We start from the raw sequence: 22,257 nt of genomic DNA, 5'->3' as shown, positions 1-22,257 counted from the left end.
TTCAGATCCCGCGCCCGCGAGCCCTCGACGGCGGCGCTCCGTCGGGGTGCGCGTCGGCGGCCTGGTCCGCCATGGGCCGGCCGTCGAGAAGCGGGCGGAGCAGGTGCCGCGTGGGTACGCGTTCGATGACGAGGAGCGCGATGTCGTCGTTGAGCCGGCCGCCGGTGTGGGCGAGCAGGTCGCGGTGAATGTGGTTCAGCAGGGAGTCCGGGCCGCCGCCGGGAAAGGACGGGAATGAGGCGACCCGCTCGGCGAGCGGGTAGAAGTCGCCGGTGGGCGAGCGGGCCTCGATGACTCCGTCGGTGTACAGGACCAGGAAGTCACCGGCCGTGAAGGCGAAGCGGTCACTGCGGAGCGGGGGGACGGGCAGTTCACCCATGCCCAGGGGCGGTGCGGGCTGACGTGGCGCAAGCTCGGTGACCTGGCGTTCGCGCACCAGCAGTGGCGGCGGATGGCCGCAGGTCACCATCTCTGCGTGCGGGCCCTCGTCCGGGATGTCGAGCACGAGGGCCGTGACGAAGTGCTCGCCGGCGTCGTGCTCGGTATCGGCGACCTCCTCCAGGTTCCGGGCGACGCTGTCGTCCATGGCCGCCACCAAGTCGGGCAGCAGAGCGTGGCGGTGCGCGCCCTCGCGGAACGCCCCGAGCACGACCGATGCCTCACCGATGGAGGCGAGGCCCTTGCCGCGTACATCACCGATGAGTGCGCGGGTGCTGGGGTGGGCGGCGCGGGCGACCGCGAACAGGTCGCCCCCGATCTTGGCCTCGTCCCCCGCGGCCAGGTACAGCCAGGCCAGGCGCAGCGGACCGACCCTGTGGGGCGGCGGTCTCAGCAGCACCCGCTGCGCCGCCTCGGACACCGACCGCACCCGGCTCAGTTCCTCGCGGCGCCGTTCCCCCGCACGGCAGAAGACCACGATCAGCGCGGAGAGCAAGGTGATGGCGATGATCTGCGAGATGTGGTTGGCCGTGGTCAGACCGCCGTGCAGTGCCCCTATCAGGATCTGAGCGCCCACGGCCAGGAGCCCGACCAGGGCGGTCAACCGGGGGCCTGCGACGGAGGCGGTCAGGGCCGGTGCGATGACGAGCAGGGGGCCGAGGTGGACGTCGGTCGGGGAGTGGATGTCCACCACGGTGATCACCACGATCAGAACGAGCGGAACAACCACCAGACCGCGGCCCGATGGCCGCTCCAGTAGGCGATCCATCGACCATCGCCGGAGTCTCACATGGGGAATTTTATACCCGCGTGACTCCCGCGCCCTGTCGCACGGACGGCGCACCAACGCCCCCCACACCCCCTGTGACCTGTGTGAATACCGTGCAGACCCGGTACGCCACTCCATCGGTGCGGGTGCGCCACTCAGGCGTCCCCACGCCCGCCCGCAGGACGCGGGCCGCCGCTCGGACCGCCGGCCATCACACAAAAGGGAAGCAAAACTGCTCAGTCAAACTGGACAGGTACACCTGTCAAATCTACGGTGGAGGCATGAGCGAGAACGCCGTGACCCCGCCACGTAACCGCCAGGGGCTGACCCGCCCATGAGCAACCCCGACATACCCGCACCGGCGGCAGAGGGCCTCTCGGCAGAGTCCGAACCCGGGCCGCACGGCGCCCCGGCGGGTCACTTCGACCGCAGGCTGATCCCGCCGATGATCATCGGCTCGGTCCTGAACCCGATCAACTCCACGATCGTCGCCGTGGCCCTCGTCCCCATCGGCGTGGCGTTCGGGGCGCCTCCCGCACAGACCGCGTGGCTCGTCTCGGCGCTCTATCTGGCCACCGCGCTCGGGCAGCCCGTCGTCGGACGGCTCATCGACCTCTTCGGTCCGCGACGCCTCTTCCTGATCAGCACGTCCCTGGTCGGCATCGCGGGCATCGCCGGCACGCTGGCCCCCAACCTGGGCTGTCTGATCGCCGCACGCGTACTCCTCGGCTTCGGGACCTGCGCCGGCTATCCGGCCTCGATGTCCCTGCTGCGCAGCGAGGCGGAGCGGACCGGCCGGGACAGTCCCGGCGGCATCCTCACCACGCTCGCGGTGTCCAGCCAGACGATCGCCGTCATCGGCCCCTCCCTCGGCGGGCTCCTCATCGACATGGGTGGCTGGCGCGCCACATCCGCCCTCAACATCCCCCTCGCGGCGGCCGCCCTGATCCTCGGCGCGCGCCGGCTGCCCGTGCAGGCCCGCCCGCACCGCACGGGCGGCAGGAGCATCGCGTCCGAACTCGACCTCCCCGGCATGGCGCTGTTCGCCGCGCTGCTGTTCTCGCTGCTGCTGTTCCTGATGAACCTGCACGCCGACACTTGGTACCTGCTCGCCATCGCCGCAGCCGCGGCCGCCGCGTTCGCGGTACGTGAACTGCGCGCCCCCGTACCGTTCATCGACCTCAGAGTGCTCGCCGGCAACACCCCGCTGCTCGCCACCTACGGCCGCGCTCTGGTCGCCTACGTGGTCTCGTACGCCTTCCTCTACGGCTTCACGCAGTGGGCGGAGGAGGGCCGCGGGCTCTCGCCGTCGCAGGCCGGCCTCGTACAGCTGCCGATCTTCCTCACCGGAATCGCCGTCTCCACCCTCACCGGCCGCCACAAGTCGATCCGCGGCAAGCTGCTCATCGGGGCGGTCTTCCAACTCGCCGCCTGCACACTGCTGTTGAGGCTCGGCGGCACGAGCCCCATCTGGATGCTGCTCGCCGTCGCCCTGATCTTCGGCGTACCCCAGGGACTCAACAGCCTCGCCCTGCAGAACTCGGTGTACCACCAGGCCGATCCGGCGCGCGTGGGCACCTCGTCCGGGCTGCTCCGCACGTTCATCTACCTCGGCTCGATGGTCGCCTCCGCGGCGAGCGCGACCGCGTTCGGGCAGCACGCCGACACCGGTGGCATGCACCATCTGGCCTGGTTCATGCTCGGCGCCGGGGCCCTCTTCCTGCTCCTGACGGTGTTCGACCGGGGACTGCGCCGCGTCGCCGTCCCGGGCTCCCCCGCCTGATCCAGGAGGTCGGCTACCGTGCCTTCGATGACTACTACAGCGATCGGCACGGACTTCAACATCCCTATTGAAGAACGCTACTTCGAGGACTACGTTCCCGGGGCCGGCTACGTGTACGGGAGCGTCACGGTGACCGAGGAGGAGATCCTCCGGTTCGCCGGCGAGTTCGATCCGCAGGACATCCACACGGATCCCGAGGCCGCGGAGCAGGGTCCCTTCAAGGGGCTGATCGCGAGCGGCTGGCACACCGCCTCGCTGATGATGCGCATGTACGCGGACCACTACGTGAGCAAGGTGGCGAGCCTCGCCTCCCCGGGCGTCGACGAGTTGCGCTGGTCCCACCCCGTGCGCCCCGGTGACAGCCTGTCGATCCGTACGACGGTGGTGTCCGCGCGTCCCTCGCAGTCCAAGCCCGACCGCGGGGTCGTGCACACCGACATCGAGGTGTTCAACCAGCGCGGCGAAACCGTGCTCACGCTGTCCGCGATGAACTTCCTGCGGCGCCGGACGCAGTGACGGCGGGACCGGGTCCGACGCCGGACGCCACGGCCCTGCTCCGGAAGCGAGCCGTCGGTCACGGGCCGTCGTCGGGCTCCTCCGGTCGCAGTCGGGGTGCGAAGAGCGTGAGCTGGGCGCCCTCGGGGTCGAGCAGGGTCACGCAGTCGCCCGTCGTGTCCGCCTCGCAGCCCGTCACCGTTCCGCCGTGCTCCACAGCGGCCTGTGTACACGTGGCGACATCGCCGACGGTGAAGCGGACCTGCCAGTGCGGCCGCAGCTGCGGGTCGGGGGCCGATCCCGGCGTCCCGCCGACGAGCGCGGCCACCGGCTGTCCCCCACAGACGAGGACGACCTCCTCGTCCTCGTACCGCACGTCGCAGCAGCCCGGGCACGTCCACCCGAGGACTTCCCCGTAGAAGATCGCGGCGTCGAACGCGTCGCGTGTGACCAGGCGCAGCCACAGGGGCGCGTCCCGGCGCCACGCGCCGAAGTTGCGGATGAGCGCGCCGGCCCAGATCCCGAAGACCGCGCCGGCCCGGTCGGACACCAGCGCCGCCCGACCGGTCGGGAAGCCGATCGGACCGACCCCCACCGTGCCGCCGCGCTCCTGTACGCGGCCGACCGTCTCGTCCGCGTCGGCCACCGCGAAATAGGGCGTCCACGCGACGGGAACCTGCAGAGCCGGAGCGACCGCTCCGATCCCCGCCACGGCCCGCCCCTGCGAGAGCGCCACCACGAACCTCTCACCCAGCGAGCCCGCGCGGAACGTCCAGCCCAGGACGGCACCGTAGAACGACTGCGCGGCCGGCAGGTCGCGCGCCGCCAGGCTCACCCAGCAGGGAGATCCGAGGATCGCGTGGTGCGACGTGGCGTCGTCCGGTCCGGTCCTGGAGATCAGCTTGCTGTTCATGAAGGGGCGCCCCCTCTCGGTGCCCGGGGGACTCGGTCAGGGCTCTGCCGGCGACCGGGTACCCCTGACACCAGGTCCGACACACCAGAACTCGACGGAAACCGTCCGCCGAACGGCCATGACCCGCCGTGACGCGGCGCCCGCCGAGTCGCATATGGGCACGTGCGGCCGGAGAATCGAAGTGCAGTCGCATGTCGATGCTTCGGACCGGAGGCGCTTCGGGGCCTCGTTTGGACCGTTCCCGCGGCCCGCGCCGGCACACCGTTGAGGAGCGAATCCCGATGCTCACTGACATCACTGCGGGCCCCACCCACCGCCGTCGCACCTCCCGCCACGCGCATGACGACTCCCCCGACACGACGGCGGTTTTCGCCCGCGTGGCCGGTCTCGCCGAGGGCCCGGAACGGGACCTGCTGTGCGAGGAGCTCGTCGAGGCGTGGCTGCCCATGGCGCACCGCATCGCCCGCCGCTACCGCAACAAGGGCGAGAGCACGGAGGACCTGGAGCAGGTCGCGGCCATGGGACTGGTCAAGGCGATCAACCACTACCGGCCCGAGCGCGGCCCCTTCCAGTGCTACGCCGTGCCCACCATCACCGGCGAACTGCGCCGGCACTTCCGCGACCGGATGTGGGACGTGCACGTGCCCCGCCGCGTGCAGGACCTGCGCAACAAGGTCCGCGCGGCCCGCCGCGACCTCGTCGACCGGCCCGGCAGCCCAGAACCCGGCGTCGGCGCGATCGCCGCGCACGCGGGGCTGACCGAGGCGGAGGTCCTCGACGGGCTCAAGGCGATCGAGAGCTACAGCGCGCTGTCCCTCGACGCGGAGCTCTCCCCGTCCGGCCACGACGGACAGAGCCTCGCCGACGCGCTCGGCGCACCCGACACCGCGTACGACCTCATCACCGACCGCGAAGCCGCCAAGACGGGGCTGAGCCACCTTCCCGAGCGCGAGCGCGCCATCCTCTACCTGCGCTTCTTCGAGGGCATGACGCAGGCCCGCATCGCCGAGAAGTTCGGCATCTCGCAGATGCACGTCTCCCGCCTCATCCACCTCAGCTGCGCTCGGGTGCGCGCGGAGGCGGGCCGGGAGTACGGGGCGGCCGACGGCGTGACGGCCGCCTGACATCAGCCGCTTCGCCCGGCCGGCGGGAGGACACTGGGATCAGGGGCTGAGCTCCGCCCCCTGCCCCCGGCTCCTTCGGGAGCAAGGGTGGCAGCCGGCGGGGAGCGGCCGCCGCCGGGATGACTTGGGCGACGGCCGTAGGGCGCGAGGACACAGCGTCTCCCCTCCGCGAGTCCTCGCGCCCGCCTCCCGACGCCCTCCCCGACTCGACGAGCGCCTCACCGGTATCGCGGTCACCATGTTTGAGGGAGTGCGGGGGTTTACGGGGCACGGCGCGGGGCCCCGATCGCGGGTGACGGGAAGGAGGCCTGACTGTGGCGCCGAGACTGGAACTGCCGGGGCGGGGCGAGTCGTACTGGATGCACACCAGTGGCACGACCGCCTACCCGTCTCTCAACGAGGACGTCGAGGTCGATGTCGCGGTGGTCGGCGGCGGAATCGCCGGGCTCAGCACCGCCTGGGAACTGACGCGCGCGGGCCGGACCGTCGCCGTCCTGGAGGCCGACCGCATCGCCGCCGGAGTCACCGGCTACACCACGGCCAAGGTGTCCGCGCTGCACACCCTCGTGTACGACCGCCTGCGCCGCACGCACGGCGAGGAGGCCGCCCGGCTGTACGCCATGTCGCAGCAGGGCGCGGTGGAGCGCGTGGCCGAGATCTGTGCCGGCGTGCCCATCGACTGCGATCTGGAGCGCGCCCCGGCCTTCACCTACTCGGTCCGCCAGGAGGGCACCGGGGTGCTGCGCGCCGAGGCCGAGGCCGCCCGCGAGGCCGGTCTCCCCGCGCGGTACACCGAGGACACCCGTCTGCCCTTCGCCGTTGCGGGCGCGGTCCGGGTGGACGACCAGGCGCAGTTCCACCCCCGCAAGTACCTGCTGGCCCTGGCCGAGGATCTGGTCGCCCAGGGCTGCGTGATCTTCGAGCGGTCCCGGGTGACCGAGATGCTCGGCGGCGTCCCGTGCACGGTGACCACCGAGACGCGGCACACGGTGACCGCGCACGCCGTCGTCGTCACCACCCATTATCCGATCTTCGACCGCGCGCTCCTGTTCGCCCGCCTCCAGCCACGCCGGGAACTCGTCGTCGCCGCCCCGCTCGCCTCCGACCCCGGCCCGCTCGGCATGTTCATCACCGAGGACGAGGGCAGGCGTTCGGTGCGCACCGCTCCGTACGGCGCCGACGGGCGGCGGCTGCTCATCGTGACCGGGGAGAGCTTCACACCGGGTACGGGCGACGCGGCGGCGTCCTTCGCCCGGCTCGACTCGTGGATGCGCGAGCGCTTCGCCGTGGAGGACACCGCATACCACTGGGCGGCCCAGGACAACGACTCGGGCGACGGGATTCCCATGATCGGCCCGCTGCATCCCGGGGCCCGGCACGCGTATGTGGCGACGGGCTTCGGCGGGTGGGGCATGAGCAGCGGCGTCCTCGCCGGGCAACTGCTGAGCGGGCTGATCACCGGCGACGAGCCGCCCTGGGCCCAGCTGTACGACCCCCGCCGCCTGTGGAGCACGGTGCGGGAAGCGCCCGCTCTCCTGCGGCAACAGGCCGATGTCGCACGGCACTTCGTCCGCGACCGGCTGCACACCGCCCATGTCGACTCCGTCACCGAGATCCCGCCGGGATCGGGCGCGGTGGTGCGCGTCGACGGACACCGGTGCGCCGTCTACCGCGCCGAGGACGGCACGGTCCGCGCGGTCTCGGCGCGCTGTACACATCTGGGCTGCATCGTGGCGTTCAACGCGGCGGAGACGACGTGGGAGTGCCCGTGCCATGGTTCCCGCTTCGCCACGGACGGATCGGTACTTCAGGGGCCGGCCATGTGGCCACTGGCACCGGTGGAGCTGCCGGTTACATCGCTTGCGCCGGATGACGGGGAAGGAGGCCCGAGTGGGCCGTGACAGGACCACCCGTTTCCACCGAGAGACACGGAGAACGACGTGAACGGCACATCAGCTTCGACAGCCTTCCCCGCGGAGGCCCCTTCGTCCCGGGACCTGGTGGAGGTCGTGCTCGGCGACTGCTCCGCACCGGACGCCGACGCGGTCTTCCACCTCCTGGGCGACCACTTCGACTCCGACCGCGGCGAGGCCGTCCCCCACGGCAACGAGGGGCCGCGCCCTGCCGCGTGGACGGGCAACTTCCTCGTGGAGCACGCCCCCGCCCAGGTGTCCGGCGTAGCCCTCGCCGGGACGGTCACGGCCGACCTCCAGGGCTGCCCAGTGGCGGTGGAACGCCTCTGCCGGACCCTGGACGCGGCCTTCGCCGTCGAGAAGGTCGGCACCGTCGCCGGCGACCAAGAGGTCGAGGTCCAGCTCCACCTCACCAACCCGTGACCACGCACATCCCGGTCACTCAGGAGGAAGCCGCCATGCCCCGAGGGTCGAACGCCAAGCGCGAGCGCCAGTACGAGCACATCAAGGAGAGCGCCGAGGAGCGGGGAGAGAGCAGGAAGCGGGCCGAGGAGATCGCCGCCCGCACCGTCAACAAGGAACGCGCCCGCGCCGGTGAGTCCCGTACGGCAAGCAGGAGTTCGACGCAGGACATGTCGTCCGGCAAGCGTGGCGGGCAGCGCTCGCACTCCGGCGCCGGGGGCCCCACGTACGACCAGCTGTACGCGGAGGCGCAGCGGCGCAACATCCACGGGCGGTCGTCCATGGACAAGGCGGAGCTCAAGAAGGCCCTCGGCGACTGAGCTCCGCCCGGGCCGGGCTCACTCCACGGTGGTGACGGCCGCCTTCGGGGCGAGCGGCCACCCGGCCCCGGCTCCGCTGGCGGCCCACGCGGCGGGCGATGGCCACGCCGAGGAGCGCCGGCGCGCCGCGGGTCGCCCAGACCGTGACGTATGCGGTCTCCGAGGTGCGCCGCATCCAGCCCGACCACTTGCACCTGTGCCACGACCCGTCACTGATGGACGCCCACGTCCGCAACCTGCGGGCGACCGGCCGGGAGGTCCCGGAGCCGGGCCCGCCGCCGGTGGGTACGGGCGGTTCCACCGACATGGGCAACATCACGCACGCCTTGCCCGCCATCACCCGGCGATCGGGGTCCTGGGCGCCCAAGGCATGCCGCGCACCCGGAAGTTCGCCGAGGGGGTCTCCGGCTCGGCCGGGGACGAGGCGGTACCGGACGGCGCACTGGCGATGGCCCGGACCGGCCTCGACCTGGCCATCGGCCCTCAGTGGCGCACCCGCTGCGTGGCGTCACGCCGGGGCTGACCTGCCCGGTGCGCTGGGCGCTCAGGGCGTCGGGGGTGCCCGGGTTTCAACTAGCGCGGGGCCGCCATCAGTTCGGCGAGCGTCCCGGCAGGGACGGCGAGTTCGCGTTCCGCGGTGGTGATCGCCATGGCTGTCACCGCTGGAGGGCGGTTGGTGCGTTCCGTGTTGGCGTGGACGCCGAGGCCGTCCAGGACCACGAGGATCTGGATGGCGGTCACCTCGGGGTCCTCGGTATGAAAGACCCCGGCCGCTACGCCGTCGCGGATGAGCCGGGTCAGACGTTCGCGCCACTGGGCCTCCTGGTGGCCCACGCGGTCGCACAGCCTGTCCCGGTAGCGGCTCAGGTGTCTGGCGTTGAGCCACAGCCGGCTCATGCCGTCGAAGCGGTCCCCCGTGGTCAGGAGGAAGAAGCGGGCCAGGTCCTCCAGCGCCTCGCCCTCGGGCCGGTCGGCGGGGATCAGTTCGTCCAGCTCGGCCGTCGCCGCCACGCCGAAGGCCTCGGCGACGAGGTCCTCCGCGACCGGGAAGTAGTGGCTGATCAGGCCGGGGCGCACCGCGAGCTCGTCCGCGACCCGGCGCATCGTGATGCATTCGAGGCCCTCCGCGAGGGCGATCGCCGCCGCGGCGGCCACGATCTCGGCGCGGCGCGCCTCGGGATTCTTCCGCACGCGTTTCGGCGGAGTGCTTGACGGCACCCCCTGCTCACTATTGGATTCCTGACCAATAGACAAGTCGGCTCCCGTGCTCGCCTGTTCGGAGGACTGCATGGCTCCCACGATCCCAGACCCCACGACGCAAGCCGCCACACCCCCCGTCGACCGGGCCGGGCGTGTGGAGGCGCACGGCATCGACTTCATCCCGGACGCCGAGCGGCACGGACGCGCCCGCGAGCTGTTCGCCGTGTGGGCGGCGCCCAACGTCAGCTATCTCAGCCTCGTGGTCGGCGGCGCCTCATCCTGATGGGCCTCGGCCTCTGGCAGGCGCTGGGCGTGATCGCGGCGGGCAACCTGTGCTGGGTGCTGGTCGGCCTTGTCGCCGTGAGCGGTCCCGCGGCCGGCACCCCGAGCCAGGTGATTACGCGCGCGATGTTCGGCGTCCGGGGCAACCGGGCGAACATCGCCCTGACCGGCTGGTTCGTGTCCGTCTGCTATCTGGCCCTCAGCTGGGCCGCGGCCTCGCTCTCCGCCTTCAGCCTCGTCGACAAGGCCGGCTTCGAACTCACGACGGGCGTCAAGGTCGTCGTCATCGTGGTGCTGGCCGCGGCGACGCTCGCCATCAGCGTCTACGGCCACGCCACCATCGTGAAGCTCTACCTGCCGTTCACCCTGGCCCTGACCGCGGTCTTCGTCGTCCTGGCCGGCTACGTGCTCGGCCACGTCGACTGGGGCTACGCGCCCCCACACCCGCTCCACGGCACGGAGTTGTGGTCCGTGGTGATAGGCGGCATCACGCTCGTCGCCTCCGCGCCGCTCTCGTACAGCAACAGCGCCGACTTCGCCCGCTACCTGCCCCGCACCACTTCGCCCACAGCGATCGCCGGCTGGACCACCCTCGGCGCCTACGTGCCCAGCGTCCTGTTCACCGCACTCGGCGCCCTGGCAGGCACCGCGCTCGACATGTCCGACCCGCAGACCGCTCTCGAGGGCATCCTGCCGAGCTGGTTCAAGCCGGCCTTCCTGCTGGCCGTCATCCTGGGCGCGATCTGCAACAACGCCATGACCGCCTACAGTTCCGGCCTCGCCCTGCAGTCGATAGGCGTCCGGATCCGCAGGTCTCGCAGCGTCGCCCTCGACGGGGCCCTCGGCGTGGCGCTGACGCTGTACGCGCTGCTCGTCTCCAACTTCCTCGACACCGTGAACAACATGCTCGAACTCATGGTGGCGCTGATGGGCCCCAGCATCGCGATCTACGCCACCGACATCCTGTGGCGCCGCAACCGCTACGACGGCAGGGAACTGACCGACGAGGCCCGAGGCAGCGCGTTCTGGTACTCGGGCGGTGTCAACTGGGCCGGCGTGACCGCCCTGGTGGTCGCCACCGCCGTCGCGTCCCAGTGCGTCAACACGCCGATGTACACCGGGCCGATCGCCCGGGCGGCGGGCGGCACGGACCTCTCCCTGCCGGTCGGGATCCTGGTCTCCGCGGCCGTCTACGTCGCCATGATGCGCTCGCGCCGTCCCGCCGCGGGCGGCCCGACACCTACCTCCGGATAGATCCCGGCCCGGCGCCGCCAACTGCCGCGCCGGGCCCCGCTTCACCTCACCGGAGCACGCGCCGGCGCCTCGCGCTCGCCACCAGCTCGTCGACCGTGGCCAGTTTGACCCGTGGCCGGCCGGCCTCGCGGCCCCGCGCGGCCTCGGCCCGCTCGATCGCCGCGAGGCCCTTCGCGTCGAGGACGCGCCGGTTGCGGCGCCTGGCCAGCCGGTGGAATGCCTTGGGCGCGTGCGGTGGCGTCGGCAGCGCGCCGGAGACGGCGTCGGCCAGCAGCGTGGCGACCGTCTCGGCGGCGCAGGTGCGGTTGGCGCCGATTCCGCCGCTGGGGCCGCGCTTGATCCAGCCCACGACGTACGTTCCGGGCATGCCGGTGACGCGTCCGCCCTCGTGCGGAACGGTGCCGGTGGCCTCGTCGAAGGGGAGGCCGGAGAGCGGGCCTCCGCGGTAGCCGATCGCGCGCAGCACCATCCCGGCCGCGATCGACCGCTCCCCCGACGCCCCTTCGGTGCGCACGGCTTCGATCTGTTCCGATCCGAGCAGCTCGACGGGCGAGCTGTGGAAGCGCAGAACGATGCGCCGCCCGGGCGGCGGTGCCACGTCCCCGTCGAAGCCACCGCGGGGAACGCCCTTCAGGACGGCGGCCCTGTCGTTCGGACCGGCTTCGTCGATGGCCGCGGCGATACGGGAATCGTGGTCGTCGACGAGCAGTTGCAGGCCCGGCACGTGCTTGAGCGCCAGCAGCTCCGGTGTGGTGTACGCGGCATCCTCGGGGCCACGGCGCCCGAGGAGGACCACTTCGCGTACGGAGCTTGCGCGCAGCGCCTTCAGCGCGTGGTCGGCGATGTCGGTGCGGGCGAGGGTGTCCGGGTCGGCGAGGAGGATGCGGGCGACGTCGAGGGCGACGTTGCCGTTGCCGACGACCACGACGCGTTCGGCGGAGAGGTCGATCGCTTCGTGCGCCACGTCCGGATGGGCGTTGTACCAGGCGACGAAGGTACGGGCCGAGATGCTGCCGGTGAGGTCCTCGCCGGGGACGGACAGACGGCGGTCGGCGGCGGCCCCGACGGCGTAGACGACCACGTCGTGGTGCTCGGCCAGCTCCTGCGCGGTGACGTCGTCACCCACTTCGAGGCCCAGGTGCATCCGTACCCGGTGATGGGTGTGGAACCTGGCGAAGGTCTCGCCGACCTTCTTGGTGGCCGGGTGATCCGGCGCCACGCCGTAACGCACGAGGCCGCCGGCCACCGGCAGCCGGTCGATGAGGGTCACCTCGGCGTTGGTGTGCAGCAGCAGGTCCTGCACCGCGTACATCCCGGCCGGTCCGGTGCCGACGACGGCGATCCTGAGCGGCGCGAGGCCGGACGGCAGGACGCGCGGGAACGAGGGGCTGCCCCAGGCATGGAAGTTGGGGCTGTCCTCGACCGCGTCCGTGCCCGAATCCGTATGCCTGTCCCTGTCTTCGAAGTACGCGGCGTTGATCGCGGCGTACTCCTTCTGCTCCGGGGCGAGACGGTCCACCGGGAAGATCGCGTCGACCGGGCAGGCGTCGGCGCACGCGCCGCAGTCGATGCAGGACACCGGGTCGATGTGCAGCATCTCCGTGCTGCCGAACGCCCGCTCCTCGGGGGTGGGGTGAATGCAGTTGACCGGGCACACGGCGACACAGGTCGCGTCGCTGCAGCAGGTCTGGGTGATGGCGTACGTCATGTCGTCAGCTCACGTCGGTTCAGATGAGGTTGGCACGCTTGTAGAACGCCAGCGCCGGCCTGGTGAGCAGCCGTGCGGAGGCCAGGAACTCCATGAGGCCCGAGCAGCTCGCACGCATCATGGACTTGTGGTGCTCGTTGGCCCCGGCCTCGGCCACGGCCCGCTGTACGTCGAGCCCTGCGCTCTCGTAGACCTGCCGGCGGACCATGCTCGTCACGATGAAGTAGGACGCGGTCGCGACCAGGAAGGCGTTGATGTGGCGGCGCAGCCAGCCCGCACCGGCGAGGCGCTTGCGCGTCTGGTCGCGGGCGAACTTCATGTGCCGCGACTCCTCGACGACATGGATGTTGTTGATCGTGCGGACGAACGGCACGACCCGCTCGTCGCGCATCCAGTCGCGCTGCATGACGTCGAGGACTTCCTCGGCGACCAGGATCGCGGCGTACGCCGCCTCCCCGAAGGCGAGCGTCTTGAACACGCGGCCGAGTTCGATGACGAACCGGTGCGGCCGGTAGGCAGGCGCCCCCAGCTTCTGCGCGCCGCGGGCGAACATGATCGAGTGGCGGCACTCCTCGGCGACCTCGGTGAGGGCCCACTGGAAGTCGGCCTTCGTCGGGTCCTTGGCGTACATGTCCCGCAGCACCATCTGCTGAAGGATCATCTCGAACCAGATGCCGGTGCTGGCCACCGAAGCGGCTTCCTGCCGGGTCAGTTCCTTGCGCTGTTCCTCGGTCAACTCCGCCCAGTATGCGGTGCCGTAGAGCGTGCTCCACTCCGGGCTCGCGCCGTGGAAGGCCTTGTCCAGCGGGGTCTCCCAGTCCACTTCGGTCGCCGGGTCGTACGCCAGCACGGCGGCCGATTCCAGCAGTCGCTGCGAGACGCCGCGCTCGTCGTGGAGTTCATGCGATTCCGGCCGAACAGTGCTGCTTGCCATGCTGCGGCTCCTTGGATCAGACGTGTGCGTTGCCTGTCGGTGCGTTGCCTGTGGGTGTGCGTTCCCTGCCGGTGCGCTCCCTGTCGGTGCGCTGCCGTGTCCGTCACCGTCCGTGAGTACACCCGGGGGTACGCGGGGCTGATCACGGAGGCCACCGTTCGGGCACACGCACGGGGCCACGGACCGCCACCCCGTCGCCCTGTCGTGGCCCGTCGGCGGGGCGCCGCCTGCCGGCTCCGCGGGCTGCGCGAAGACACCAGGTCAGCACAGGTGGACGGGGGCTCTGCAGAGGCCACCCGCCCGCTTGTTAGACGGACCGTATAACAAGGGAGGCGCGTTGGCCTACCCCCCGGTAAGGAGCGGGCGGCAGCCCGCACACGCCTCCGCCGACGCCTCGGCGCGGTCAGGCCTGCCGGTAGCCACGGTCCTTGACCAGGTCACGCGCGAGACGGGCGAACGCGCGCGCGGCCGCGCTCTCGTAGGCGCTCTCCCTGCGCAGGAGCACGGCTGTGCGGGTGGGCAGGGGTGGGTCGAGAGGGACGGGCCGAAGGTACGGGTGATCTTCGGCGATGGCGTCGGGGAGCACCGTGGCGAGCAGGCGTGAGCGGCGCACGATCTCGGTCAGCGCCAGGATGCTGTTGGCCTCGACGGCGACCGTCGGATCGACGCGATACGCCGCGAGATAGTCGTCGATGTGACCCCGGGTCGCGAAATCACCGCTGAGCAGAGCCAGTTGGCGGTCAGCAAGTTCGCGTACGGGCAGTGGCCGGCCGCTCCGGACCTCATCGTCGTCGGCGCTCACGACGAGGCTCAGGTGTTCGGTGAACAGCGCTGTGGCGGCGATACCCGCCTGATGCGACCCCTCGAAGGCGATCCCGAGGTCGAGTTCGTCGGCGAGCAGGCTCGCCTCGATGTGATCCTGCGTCATTTCCCGTACGTCGACGGTGATTCCGGGATGACGGCTGCGGAGCGCGTCCACGAGCGGGCCGATGAGGTAGACGGTGAACGTGGGCGTCATGGCGAGACGGAGGTGGCCCCGCGAGAGGTCCGCGACGTCGACAACGGCGCGGTCGGCGGCCGCGAGGTCCCGCAGTACACGCTTCGCGTAGAACACGTAGGCCTCGCCGGCGTCGGTGGGACGCACCGTACGGCCGCTGCGGTCCAGCAGCTGGGCGCCGACCACTCGCTCCATCTGTTTGATCTGCTGGGACAGGGTCGGCTGGGAGATGCGCAGCTCCTCGGCGGCACGGGTGAAGTTGCCGTGGCCGGCCACCGCGATCAGATAGCGGAGATGACGAAGTTCGGGACCCATACCCCGACTATAAGCGGAGGAATAGATGTCATCGATAGGAGTCATGGTCAGTGCGTCTTGGACGCTATAGCAGCTGTTCATGCATGGTGGATTTCGTCAGCCCGACGGGCCGGCAGTCATCGAAGGGAGTGACCCATGCACGATCTCTCGGACGGCCTCGCACGCTTCCGCCGCGACGTCTTTCCCGCAAAGGCGGGGCTCTTCGCCCGCCTGGCCACGGCCCATCACCCGACAACGCTCTTCATCGGCTGCTCGGACGCCCGCGTGGTCCCTGAACTGATCACGCAGAGCGAACCCGGTGAGCTGTTCGTCGTCCGCACCGCGGGCAACCTGGTCCCGGCCTACGCGTCGGACCCCGACGGCGTCGCCGCGAGCATCGAGTACGCCGTCGCCGTGCTCCACGTGAGCGACATCGTCGTGTGCGGCCACTCCGCCTGTGGGGCCATGACCGCCCTGGCCGAGGGGCACGACCTGAGCGCGGCGCCGGTCGTCTCCGGTTGGCTGCGGCACGCGGACGCCGCGCGGGCCCGGGCCGCCGCCGTCCCGGCCGCGTCGGGTCCCCCCAGGGTCGCCGCCCTGGTGCGGGCCAACGTGTCCGCACAACTGCAGAACCTGGCCACCCACCCCTCCGTGGCCCGCGCTCTGGCCGACGGAACGCTCACGCTGCACGGCTGGGTGTTCGACATCGCCACCGGAGCCGTCGAACCGGTCGACGCCACCGCGATCGCGGCCTGACCGCACCGACCAGAACCGAAGAACACAGAACCCGAATCCCGCACCCCGCACCCCGCACCCCGAAAGAGGAACCCCCATGCCGCACGCCCAGTTCGACCCCACCGCCCGCGAGACCCTCGCCGTCTCCGCCGTCGACGCCAAGACCCGTAAGGACCTGACCTGGCAGCAGATCGCCGACGCCGCCGGGCTGTCGCCGGCCTTCGTCACCGCGGCCGTGCTCGGCCAGCACGCCCTGCCGCAGACGTCCGCCGAGGCCGTCGCGGAACTCCTCGGTCTGGACGAGGACGCGGCCCTGCTGCTGCAGACCATCCCGACGCGCGGCTCGATCCCCGGCGGCATTCCGACCGACCCGACCATCTACCGCTTCTACGAGATGCTCCAGGTCTACGGCACCACCCTCAAGGCGCTCGTCCACGAGCAGTTCGGCGACGGCATCATCAGCGCGATCAACTTCAAGCTCGACGTGAAGAAGGTCGCAGACCCCGAGGGCGGCGAGCGCGCCGTCATCACCCTCGACGGCAAGTACCTGCCCACGAAGCCTTTCTGAGTCTTCGTCAGGACCGATACCGCAGCCGGTCACGCAATCCCCCGGAGGACCCCCATGGACTTCGCCCAGCGCACCATCGACCTCGCCCGCCAGAACGTCGAAGAGGGCGGACGCCCCTTCGCCACCGTCATTGTCAGGGACGGCGAGATCCTCGCCGAGAGCCCCAACAGGGTGGCCCAGACCTCCGACCCCACCGCGCACGCGGAGATCCTCGCCATCCGCGACGCCTGCCGCAGGCTCGGCACCGAGCACCTGGTCGGCGCCACCATCTACGTACTCGCCCACCCCTGCCCGATGTGCCTGGGTTCGCTGTACTACTGCTCCCCCGACGAGGTCGTCTTCCTCACCACCCGCGACGCCTACGAGCCGCACTACGTCGACGACCGCAAGTACTTCGAACTCGACACCTTCTACGGTGAGTTCGCCAAGGACTACACCGAGCGGCGCCTGCCCATGCGCCACGAGCCGCGTGACAACGCCGTCGACGTGTACCGGCTGTGGCAGGAGCGCAACGGCGGCAGCCGCCGCGTCCCCGGCGCGCCGACGGCCTGACGCGGTCCCGCCGCCGACTCAGCCCAGGATGCCGCTCCCGGCCTGCGCAGGAAGCGCCACCGCCGTACACCCCCGTGGCACAGGCACTGTCGGCAGGCCGCCGCGGCTCCCCCGGTCGATGTCGGTGATCAGATCCCGCAGCGCGGCGCAGCCGTGCGGTGCCGGCAGCCGGCCGTCCAGGGCGGCGAGCGCGCGGTGTGCGCGCTGCCGGGCCCTGCCGGTGCGGCCGTCGCTGTGGTCGACGAACGCCTGGGCGTAGCGGGCGACGAGGCACGCCCAGGCATCGCCGCTCACGCCGGGCTGGCTGAGGGCGCGGCGGGCGCTCCGGCGCGCCGCCCGTGGCGACCGCTCCGCCTGCGTCACGGCGAGAGCGGCCAGGCTCACTGCGGGCGGCAGCCCGCCGGGGGCGTGCGGCGGGATCGTGTCCGCCGCCTCCTGGAACTGCTCGGCGGCCCGTTCGAGGTCGCCCCCGTGGAGCGCCAGCGTGCCCTGCACGTGCGCGATCCGGCCGATCGTCGCGTCGTCCCCCGCCAGGACGGCGGCGGGCCACGCGTGCTGGAGCAGCTCGTTCGCTCCGCAAGGGTCGCCGAACGCCGTGAGCCAGGCCGCGAGGCACAGGCCGCGCGCGATCAGGAGGGTGTCCGAGCGGCACATCGGGAGCAGTCGCAGCAGATGGCGGCGCCCCTCGTCGGCTGCGCCGTAGACCGCCCACCAGAACCACAGGTTCAGTACGGACTCCAGGGCCGCCCCCGCGAGTTCGGGCTGCCGGGGCGCGTACTCCAGCATCGCCCCGAGCCCTTCGGCCTCGTCAAGGACGAGCCGTACGGCCTCTGGCTGGCTGCCGAGGTTCCACAGGTTCTCCGCGAGGGCGGCCACCCGGTGGAAGTGGATCGCGCGGCGCTCGGCGGCGACCTCGAACTCCCTGGCCTCACGCAGCCGTTCCCCCCCGAAGTCGTGGGCGGCGGGGGCCATCCGGTAGCGCGGTTCGCGGATGCCGCCGGGGTCGCGGACCGGAGTCAGGACGCCGATCGCGGCGAGGCGGGTCAGGCATGCGGGCACCCGGGCCGGGGCCAGGCCGCCGCCGGCGCAGACGAACGCAGCCGTCGACTCGTCGAAGTCTCCGGCCAGAATGCTGACGCGGGCCCACACGATCCGCTCGTCGCGGTCGCACAGCACGTAGGCCGCGGCGACGGCGTCGCGCAGCGACCGGTGCCGGGGCGCGGCCATGTCCGGTGCGCTCAGCCAGCACTGGTGTTCCTCCAGCCGGGCCGCGACCTCCCCCACGCTGCTCCTGGCGGCCTGCTCCGCAGCCAATTCGACCGCGAGCGGCAGACCGCCCACGTATCGGCAGATGTCCGCCACCGAGTTCAGCTCCGCATCGCCGGAGTCGAAGGCGGCGCCCGCCCGCGCCAGGAACCGCTCCAGGAACAGCTCCACGGCAGGCGCGGCCCGGTCGTCGTCCGCGGGCTCGGCGCTGAGCGGCGCGAGACGCAGCACGGCCTCGCCGCCCAGCCCGAGGGGCCGGCGCGCGGTCACGAGCACGCGCAGCGACGGTACGAACTCCAGCAGCGTCTGCACCATGCCCACGCACTCGGCATGGACCGGATCGACGTCGTCGAGGAGGAGCAGCACGTCAGCGGCGCGCAGCCGCTCGGCGAGGGCTCCGGCACCGGCTCCGGCACCGGCACCGGCACCGGATGCGCCGCGCCGCCCGTGGATCCCACCCGCCGCCTCCAGGACAGCCTCCGTCAGCGAGGCGGGCGCCCCCGGCCCGGCACCACCGGACCCCGCACCACCGGACCCGGCCTCCTGCCCGCCCCCCGGCCAGCGGACGACCATGACGCGCGGCCCGGCCCCCTGCGCGCCGACGCCGACGCCGACGACGGCGACGGCGTCCGAGGCGAGCCGGCCCTTGCCCACGCCCAGGACACGCTCCACCGACCCCCGCGCACCGACATCGGCGACCGCCTCCACGCCAACCCGGCGCTCGCCCACGCCGAGGACACGCTCCGCCGACCCCCGCGCGCCGACGCCGGCGACCGCCTCCGCCGCGAGTCGGCTCTTGCCGACGCCGACCTCGCCGGCCACCGTCACCAGCCGATGGTTCTCCAGGAGCGTGCGCAGGGCCTGCGACTCCCGCTCCCGGCCCACCAGAGAACCGGGCACCTGGCCGCGGCCCTCCGCCGACGGCGCGCTGTCGCCGCCCTTGCGTGTCCACACGTCCGCCATGCTCCGCACATTCCTGCCCCTCGTCCGTCGGCAGTCACCGCCGTCCGTAGCCCGCGCCCGCCCTGTGCAGAACCGTCACTGCACCCGCGCCACGGCAACCCCAACGCCTGAGCGGCCCCATGGTGTCGTCACCGGACGACGGTCCACTCGTCGCGCGGAACGCTCGAACCCGTGCCCGACTCCACGGAGGGGCGGAGGGGCACCGAAAGTGAGCAGTTTTGGAGAAGCGCCGCTCATGAGCCGCGCCTAGCCTGAACTCCGTGGACAGCGCCCCTCACGGCAGCTCTCCCGCCGTCCTGGAACCAGACGACGGCCGCCGCACCCACCACCTTCAGGAGTGATCATGACCAGCTCTTCCACCCAGGGAATCAAGACCGTGCTGCACCCTGTCTCCGACCTGGAGAAGGCCAAGGCCGTGTACGTGGCCCTGCTCGGCGCGGAGCCGACGGCCGACGCGCCCTACTACGTCGGCTTCGACGTCGAGGGCCAGCACATCGGGCTCGTGCCGGGCGGCGGGGGCATGACCTCGCCGGTGACGTACTGGCACGTACCGGACATCGCGGCCAAGCTGGCCGAGGTCACGGCCGCGGGTGCCGTGGTGAAGGAGGCGGCACACGACGTCGGCGGCGGCCGTCTCGTGGCCACGTTCACCGACCCCGACGGGAACGTCCTCGGGCTGCTCCAGGACCGTTGACGGGCGGCCCGGCCTGCCGGGCCCCGGGCAGAAGCTCAGAAGCTCAGAAGCCAGGAGCTCAGAAGCTCAGAAGCTCAGAAGCAGAAGAGGACCAGGCGGACGGCTCGAAGCTGGTTAGATCGAGCGGCGACGCCGACGGGGTCCGCGAGGGCGGTCCCGCGCAACAGATGGAGACACGATGAGCATGGCCAAGGGGACGCAGGCGCAGTCAGCTGCGCTGCACGCTGCCGACAGCCACGATCTGATCCGCGTGCACGGTGCGCGCGTGAACAACCTCAAGGACGTCAGCGTCGAGCTCCCGAAGCGCCGTCTGACGGTGTTCACCGGTGTCTCCGGCTCGGGCAAGAGTTCGCTGGTCTTCGGCACGATCGCCGCCGAGTCGCAGCGGATGATCAACGAGACGTACAGCACGTTCGTGCAGGGCTTCATGCCGACGCTGGCCAGGCCCGAGGTCGACGTACTCGACGGTCTGACGACCGCGATCATCGTCGGCCAGGAGCGGATGGGCGGCGACGCCCGCTCCACGGTCGGCACGGCCACCGACGCCAACGCGATGCTGCGCATTCTCTTCAGCCGGCTCGGGAACCCGCACATCGGCTCGGCGAAGGCGTTCTCCTTCAATGTCGCGTCGATCAGCGGCGCGGGTGCGGTCACCATCGAGCGTGGCGGCGAGAAGGTGAAGGAGCGGCGCAGCTTCAGCATCGTCGGCGGCATGTGTCCGCGCTGCGAGGGCCGGGGTTCGGTCACCGACTTCGACCTCACCGCGCTGTTCGACGACAGCAAGTCGCTCAACGAGGGCGCGCTCACCGTCCCCGGCTACAGCGTCGAGGGCTGGTACGGCCGTATCTACCGCGGCTGCGGCTTCTTCGACCCGGACAAGCCGATCCGCAAGTTCACCAAGAAGGAACTGCACGATCTGCTCCACCGGGAGCCGACCAAGATCAAGGTCGACGGCATCAACCTGACGTACGAGGGTCTGATCCCGAAGATCCAGAAGTCGATGCTGTCGAAGGACATCGACTCGCTGCAGCCGCACATCCGCGCCTTCGTGGAGCGGGCAATGACGTTCACGTCCTGCCCGGACTGCGGCGGCACGCGGCTGAGCGAGGCGGCCCGGTCGTCGAAGATCAAGAAGATCAGCATCGCCGACGCCTGCTCGATGCAGATCAGCGACCTCGCCGAGTGGGTGCGGGGCCTGAAGGAGCCGTCGGTGGCGCCGCTGCTGAAGGCCCTCGGGGACACCCTCGACTCGTTCGTGGAGATCGGGCTCGGCTACCTCGGCCTCGACCGCCCGGCGGGCACGCTCTCCGGCGGTGAGGCGCAGCGCGTCAAGATGATCCGCCACCTCGGGTCGTCCCTGACCGATGTCACGTACGTCTTCGACGAGCCGACGATCGGGCTGCACCCGCACGACATCCAGCGGATGAACGACCTGCTGCTGCGGCTGCGGGACAAGGGCAACACGGTGCTGGTCGTCGAGCACAAGCCGGAGGCGATCGCGATCGCCGACCACGTCGTCGACCTCGGCCCGCGCGCGGGCACCGAGGGCGGCGAGGTGGTGTTCGAGGGCACGGTCGAGGGGCTGCGCGCCGGCGACACGCTCACCGGGCAGCACCTGGACGACCGCGCTTCCCTGAAGCCGACCGTACGGACGCCTACGGGGAAGTTGGGGGTGCGCGGCGCGGGCACCAACAATCTCCAGGACGTCGACGTCGACATCCCGCTCGGCGTACTGACCGTCGTCACCGGCGTCGCGGGTTCGGGCAAGAGCTCCCTGATCCACGGCTCGGTGGCCGGGCAGGACGGGGTGGTCACGGTCGACCAGGCCGCGATCCGCGGCTCGCGGCGCAGCAACCCGGCGACGTACACCGGACTGCTCGACCCGATCCGCAAGGCGTTCGCCAAGGCCAACGGTGTGAAGCCGGCGCTGTTCAGCGCGAACTCCGAGGGCGCCTGCCCCACCTGCAACGGCGCGGGCGTCATCTACACCGACCTGGCGATGATGGCCGGTGTCGCCTCCACGTGCGACGACTGCGAGGGCAAGCGGTTCCAGGCCTCGGTCCTCGACTACCACTTCGGCGGGCACGACATCAGCGAGGTGCTTGCGATGCCGGTGGCCGAGGCCGAGCAGTTCTTCGGCGCGGGTGAGGCGCGCACACCGGCCGCACAGAAGATCCTGCAGCGGATGGCCGACGTCGGGCTCGGCTACCTCACCCTGGGGCAGCCGCTCACCACGCTGTCCGGCGGTGAGCGCCAGCGGCTCAAGCTGGCGACGCACATGGGCGAGAAGGGCGGGGTCTACGTCCTCGACGAGCCGACGACCGGCCTTCACCTCGCCGACGTCGAGCAGTTGCTCGGCCTGCTCGACCGGCTCGTCGACTCCGGCAAGTCCGTCATCGTGATCGAGCACCACCAGGCGGTCATGGCCCACGCCGACTGGATCATCGACCTCGGCCCCGGCGCCGGTCACGACGGCGGACGGATCGTCTTCGAGGGCACCCCCGCCGAACTCGTCGCGGACCGCTCCACCCTCACCGGCGAGCACCTCGCGGCCTACGTGGGCGGCTGACCGGGGGTGAGGGGGGCAGTTTCC

Annotated in this window: 21 protein-coding genes; 14 read left to right on the top strand and 7 right to left on the bottom strand. The window is 71.4% G+C overall.

Annotated features, from left to right (window positions below; translation table 11 throughout):
* Position 1: 1 nt before the first annotated feature.
* Positions 2-1,207: a PP2C family protein-serine/threonine phosphatase gene (locus OG698_RS42560; protein WP_406109517.1), complete on the bottom strand. Its 1,206-nt coding sequence runs from the start codon at positions 1,205-1,207 to the stop codon at positions 2-4.
* Positions 1,208-1,652: 445 nt separating this feature from the next.
* Between OG698_RS42560 and OG698_RS42555 the strand changes: the two genes are divergently transcribed.
* Positions 1,653-2,990, top strand: coding sequence for an MFS transporter (locus OG698_RS42555; RefSeq protein ID WP_406111595.1), 1,338 nt, complete (start codon positions 1,653-1,655; stop codon positions 2,988-2,990).
* Between the two features lie 27 nt (positions 2,991-3,017).
* The gene (locus tag OG698_RS42550; protein ID WP_406109516.1) at positions 3,018-3,506 is read left to right on the top strand and encodes a MaoC family dehydratase; all 489 of its coding nucleotides are present in this window, start codon (positions 3,018-3,020) and stop codon (positions 3,504-3,506) included.
* A 58-nt stretch (positions 3,507-3,564) separates the two neighbouring features.
* On the opposite strand, the gene OG698_RS42545 is transcribed toward OG698_RS42550, so the two are convergent.
* Positions 3,565-4,398, bottom strand: coding sequence for a VOC family protein (locus OG698_RS42545; RefSeq protein ID WP_406109515.1), 834 nt, complete (start codon positions 4,396-4,398; stop codon positions 3,565-3,567).
* A gap of 281 nt (positions 4,399-4,679) precedes the next feature.
* Between OG698_RS42545 and OG698_RS42540 the strand changes: the two genes are divergently transcribed.
* The 5 genes from OG698_RS42540 to OG698_RS42520 all read left to right on the top strand — a co-directional run bounded on the left by OG698_RS42540 (position 4,680) and on the right by OG698_RS42520 (position 8,740).
* A complete protein-coding gene (locus tag OG698_RS42540; protein ID WP_406109514.1) occupies positions 4,680-5,522 on the top strand; it encodes a SigB/SigF/SigG family RNA polymerase sigma factor in 843 nt (280 codons plus the stop codon).
* Positions 5,523-5,881: 359 nt separating this feature from the next.
* A complete protein-coding gene (locus tag OG698_RS42535; RefSeq protein WP_406111593.1) occupies positions 5,882-7,423 on the top strand; it encodes an FAD-dependent oxidoreductase in 1,542 nt (513 codons plus the stop codon).
* A 39-nt stretch (positions 7,424-7,462) separates the two neighbouring features.
* Complete coding sequence (locus OG698_RS42530) at positions 7,463-7,858, top strand: hypothetical protein (RefSeq protein WP_406109513.1); 396 nt, start codon at positions 7,463-7,465, stop codon at positions 7,856-7,858.
* A 35-nt stretch (positions 7,859-7,893) separates the two neighbouring features.
* Positions 7,894-8,217, top strand: coding sequence for a plasmid stabilization protein (locus OG698_RS42525; RefSeq protein ID WP_326777595.1), 324 nt, complete (start codon positions 7,894-7,896; stop codon positions 8,215-8,217).
* A gap of 370 nt (positions 8,218-8,587) precedes the next feature.
* Positions 8,588-8,740 (top strand): hypothetical protein, encoded by a 153-nt coding sequence (locus OG698_RS42520; RefSeq protein ID WP_406109512.1) that lies wholly within the window; start codon positions 8,588-8,590, stop codon positions 8,738-8,740.
* A gap of 50 nt (positions 8,741-8,790) precedes the next feature.
* Here the strand turns inward: OG698_RS42520 and OG698_RS42515 are convergent, their stop codons facing one another.
* Positions 8,791-9,435, bottom strand: a complete 645-nt coding sequence (locus tag OG698_RS42515; protein WP_406109511.1) for a TetR family transcriptional regulator C-terminal domain-containing protein — start codon at positions 9,433-9,435, stop codon at positions 8,791-8,793.
* A gap of 70 nt (positions 9,436-9,505) precedes the next feature.
* Here OG698_RS42515 and OG698_RS42510 point away from each other — a divergent pair, with 70 nt between their 5' ends.
* Positions 9,506-9,700, top strand: a complete 195-nt coding sequence (locus tag OG698_RS42510; protein ID WP_406109510.1) for a hypothetical protein — start codon at positions 9,506-9,508, stop codon at positions 9,698-9,700.
* A complete protein-coding gene (locus OG698_RS42505; protein ID WP_406109509.1) occupies positions 9,700-10,953 on the top strand; it encodes a purine-cytosine permease family protein in 1,254 nt (417 codons plus the stop codon). Before OG698_RS42510 ends, OG698_RS42505 begins: the two co-directional genes overlap by 1 nt.
* A 46-nt stretch (positions 10,954-10,999) precedes the next feature.
* Here the strand turns inward: OG698_RS42505 and OG698_RS42500 are convergent, their stop codons facing one another.
* The 3 genes from OG698_RS42500 to cynR form a co-directional block, all read right to left on the bottom strand.
* Positions 11,000-12,661, bottom strand: a complete 1,662-nt coding sequence (locus tag OG698_RS42500; protein ID WP_406109508.1) for an FAD-dependent oxidoreductase — start codon at positions 12,659-12,661, stop codon at positions 11,000-11,002.
* A 19-nt stretch (positions 12,662-12,680) separates the two neighbouring features.
* Positions 12,681-13,595 (bottom strand): diiron oxygenase, encoded by a 915-nt coding sequence (locus tag OG698_RS42495; RefSeq protein ID WP_406109507.1) that lies wholly within the window; start codon positions 13,593-13,595, stop codon positions 12,681-12,683.
* Positions 13,596-13,998: 403 nt separating this feature from the next.
* Positions 13,999-14,907 carry a transcriptional regulator CynR gene (gene cynR, locus OG698_RS42490; RefSeq protein ID WP_406109506.1) on the bottom strand — a complete coding sequence of 303 codons (909 nt, stop codon included), beginning with the start codon at positions 14,905-14,907 and terminating at the stop codon, positions 13,999-14,001.
* A 135-nt stretch (positions 14,908-15,042) separates the two neighbouring features.
* Between cynR and OG698_RS42485 the strand changes: the two genes are divergently transcribed.
* The 3 genes from OG698_RS42485 to OG698_RS42475 all read left to right on the top strand — a co-directional run bounded on the left by OG698_RS42485 (position 15,043) and on the right by OG698_RS42475 (position 16,741).
* Positions 15,043-15,642, top strand: a complete 600-nt coding sequence (locus OG698_RS42485) for a carbonic anhydrase (protein WP_406109505.1) — start codon at positions 15,043-15,045, stop codon at positions 15,640-15,642.
* Positions 15,643-15,718: 76 nt separating this feature from the next.
* A complete protein-coding gene (cynS, locus tag OG698_RS42480; protein ID WP_406109504.1) occupies positions 15,719-16,189 on the top strand; it encodes a cyanase in 471 nt (156 codons plus the stop codon).
* A 54-nt stretch (positions 16,190-16,243) separates the two neighbouring features.
* Positions 16,244-16,741: a nucleoside deaminase gene (locus OG698_RS42475; protein WP_406109503.1), complete on the top strand. Its 498-nt coding sequence runs from the start codon at positions 16,244-16,246 to the stop codon at positions 16,739-16,741.
* Positions 16,742-16,759: 18 nt separating this feature from the next.
* Here OG698_RS42475 and OG698_RS42470 read toward each other — a convergent pair whose 3' ends face one another.
* Positions 16,760-18,970, bottom strand: a complete 2,211-nt coding sequence (locus OG698_RS42470; RefSeq protein WP_406109502.1) for an ATP-binding protein — start codon at positions 18,968-18,970, stop codon at positions 16,760-16,762.
* Positions 18,971-19,313: 343 nt separating this feature from the next.
* Between OG698_RS42470 and OG698_RS42465 the strand changes: the two genes are divergently transcribed.
* Both OG698_RS42465 and OG698_RS42460 read left to right on the top strand, forming a co-directional pair.
* On the top strand, positions 19,314-19,664 hold the full coding sequence (locus tag OG698_RS42465; RefSeq protein ID WP_100594530.1) for a VOC family protein: 351 nt from the start codon (positions 19,314-19,316) through the stop codon (positions 19,662-19,664).
* 178 nt (positions 19,665-19,842) lie between these two features.
* Positions 19,843-22,233: an ATP-binding cassette domain-containing protein gene (locus OG698_RS42460; protein WP_406109501.1), complete on the top strand. Its 2,391-nt coding sequence runs from the start codon at positions 19,843-19,845 to the stop codon at positions 22,231-22,233.
* Positions 22,234-22,257: the final 24 nt, after the last annotated feature.

This window comes from Streptomyces sp. NBC_01003 (assembly GCF_045162695.1).
Taxonomy (GTDB): Bacteria; Actinomycetota; Actinomycetes; order Streptomycetales; family Streptomycetaceae; genus Streptomyces.
Note: the sequence above shows the minus strand (reverse complement) of the source record. Positions and strands in the feature narration are given on the sequence as shown.

What these genes read in the sequence shown, in the direction of transcription:
- OG698_RS42505 (WP_406109509.1), top strand. Translation starts at nt 9,700, where the DNA reads ATGGGCCTCGGCCTCTGGCAGGCGCTGGGCGTGATCGCGGCGGGCAAC.
- OG698_RS42520 (WP_406109512.1), top strand. Translation starts at nt 8,588, where the DNA reads ATGCCGCGCACCCGGAAGTTCGCCGAGGGGGTCTCCGGCTCGGCCGGG.
- OG698_RS42525 (WP_326777595.1), top strand. Translation starts at nt 7,894, where the DNA reads ATGCCCCGAGGGTCGAACGCCAAGCGCGAGCGCCAGTACGAGCACATC.
- OG698_RS42495 (WP_406109507.1), bottom strand. Translation starts at nt 13,595, where the DNA reads ATGGCAAGCAGCACTGTTCGGCCGGAATCGCATGAACTCCACGACGAG.
- OG698_RS42485 (WP_406109505.1), top strand. Translation starts at nt 15,043, where the DNA reads ATGCACGATCTCTCGGACGGCCTCGCACGCTTCCGCCGCGACGTCTTT.
- OG698_RS42475 (WP_406109503.1), top strand. Translation starts at nt 16,244, where the DNA reads ATGGACTTCGCCCAGCGCACCATCGACCTCGCCCGCCAGAACGTCGAA.
- OG698_RS42470 (WP_406109502.1), bottom strand. Translation starts at nt 18,970, where the DNA reads ATGGCGGACGTGTGGACACGCAAGGGCGGCGACAGCGCGCCGTCGGCG.
- OG698_RS42550 (WP_406109516.1), top strand. Translation starts at nt 3,018, where the DNA reads ATGACTACTACAGCGATCGGCACGGACTTCAACATCCCTATTGAAGAA.
- OG698_RS42545 (WP_406109515.1), bottom strand. Translation starts at nt 4,398, where the DNA reads ATGAACAGCAAGCTGATCTCCAGGACCGGACCGGACGACGCCACGTCG.
- cynS (WP_406109504.1), top strand. Translation starts at nt 15,719, where the DNA reads ATGCCGCACGCCCAGTTCGACCCCACCGCCCGCGAGACCCTCGCCGTC.
- OG698_RS42500 (WP_406109508.1), bottom strand. Translation starts at nt 12,661, where the DNA reads ATGACGTACGCCATCACCCAGACCTGCTGCAGCGACGCGACCTGTGTC.
- OG698_RS42535 (WP_406111593.1), top strand. Translation starts at nt 5,882, where the DNA reads ATGCACACCAGTGGCACGACCGCCTACCCGTCTCTCAACGAGGACGTC.
- OG698_RS42560 (WP_406109517.1), bottom strand. Translation starts at nt 1,207, where the DNA reads ATGGATCGCCTACTGGAGCGGCCATCGGGCCGCGGTCTGGTGGTTGTT.
- OG698_RS42510 (WP_406109510.1), top strand. Translation starts at nt 9,506, where the DNA reads ATGGCTCCCACGATCCCAGACCCCACGACGCAAGCCGCCACACCCCCC.
- cynR (WP_406109506.1), bottom strand. Translation starts at nt 14,907, where the DNA reads ATGGGTCCCGAACTTCGTCATCTCCGCTATCTGATCGCGGTGGCCGGC.
- OG698_RS42540 (WP_406109514.1), top strand. Translation starts at nt 4,680, where the DNA reads ATGCTCACTGACATCACTGCGGGCCCCACCCACCGCCGTCGCACCTCC.
- OG698_RS42460 (WP_406109501.1), top strand. Translation starts at nt 19,843, where the DNA reads ATGAGCATGGCCAAGGGGACGCAGGCGCAGTCAGCTGCGCTGCACGCT.
- OG698_RS42555 (WP_406111595.1), top strand. Translation starts at nt 1,653, where the DNA reads ATGATCATCGGCTCGGTCCTGAACCCGATCAACTCCACGATCGTCGCC.
- OG698_RS42465 (WP_100594530.1), top strand. Translation starts at nt 19,314, where the DNA reads ATGACCAGCTCTTCCACCCAGGGAATCAAGACCGTGCTGCACCCTGTC.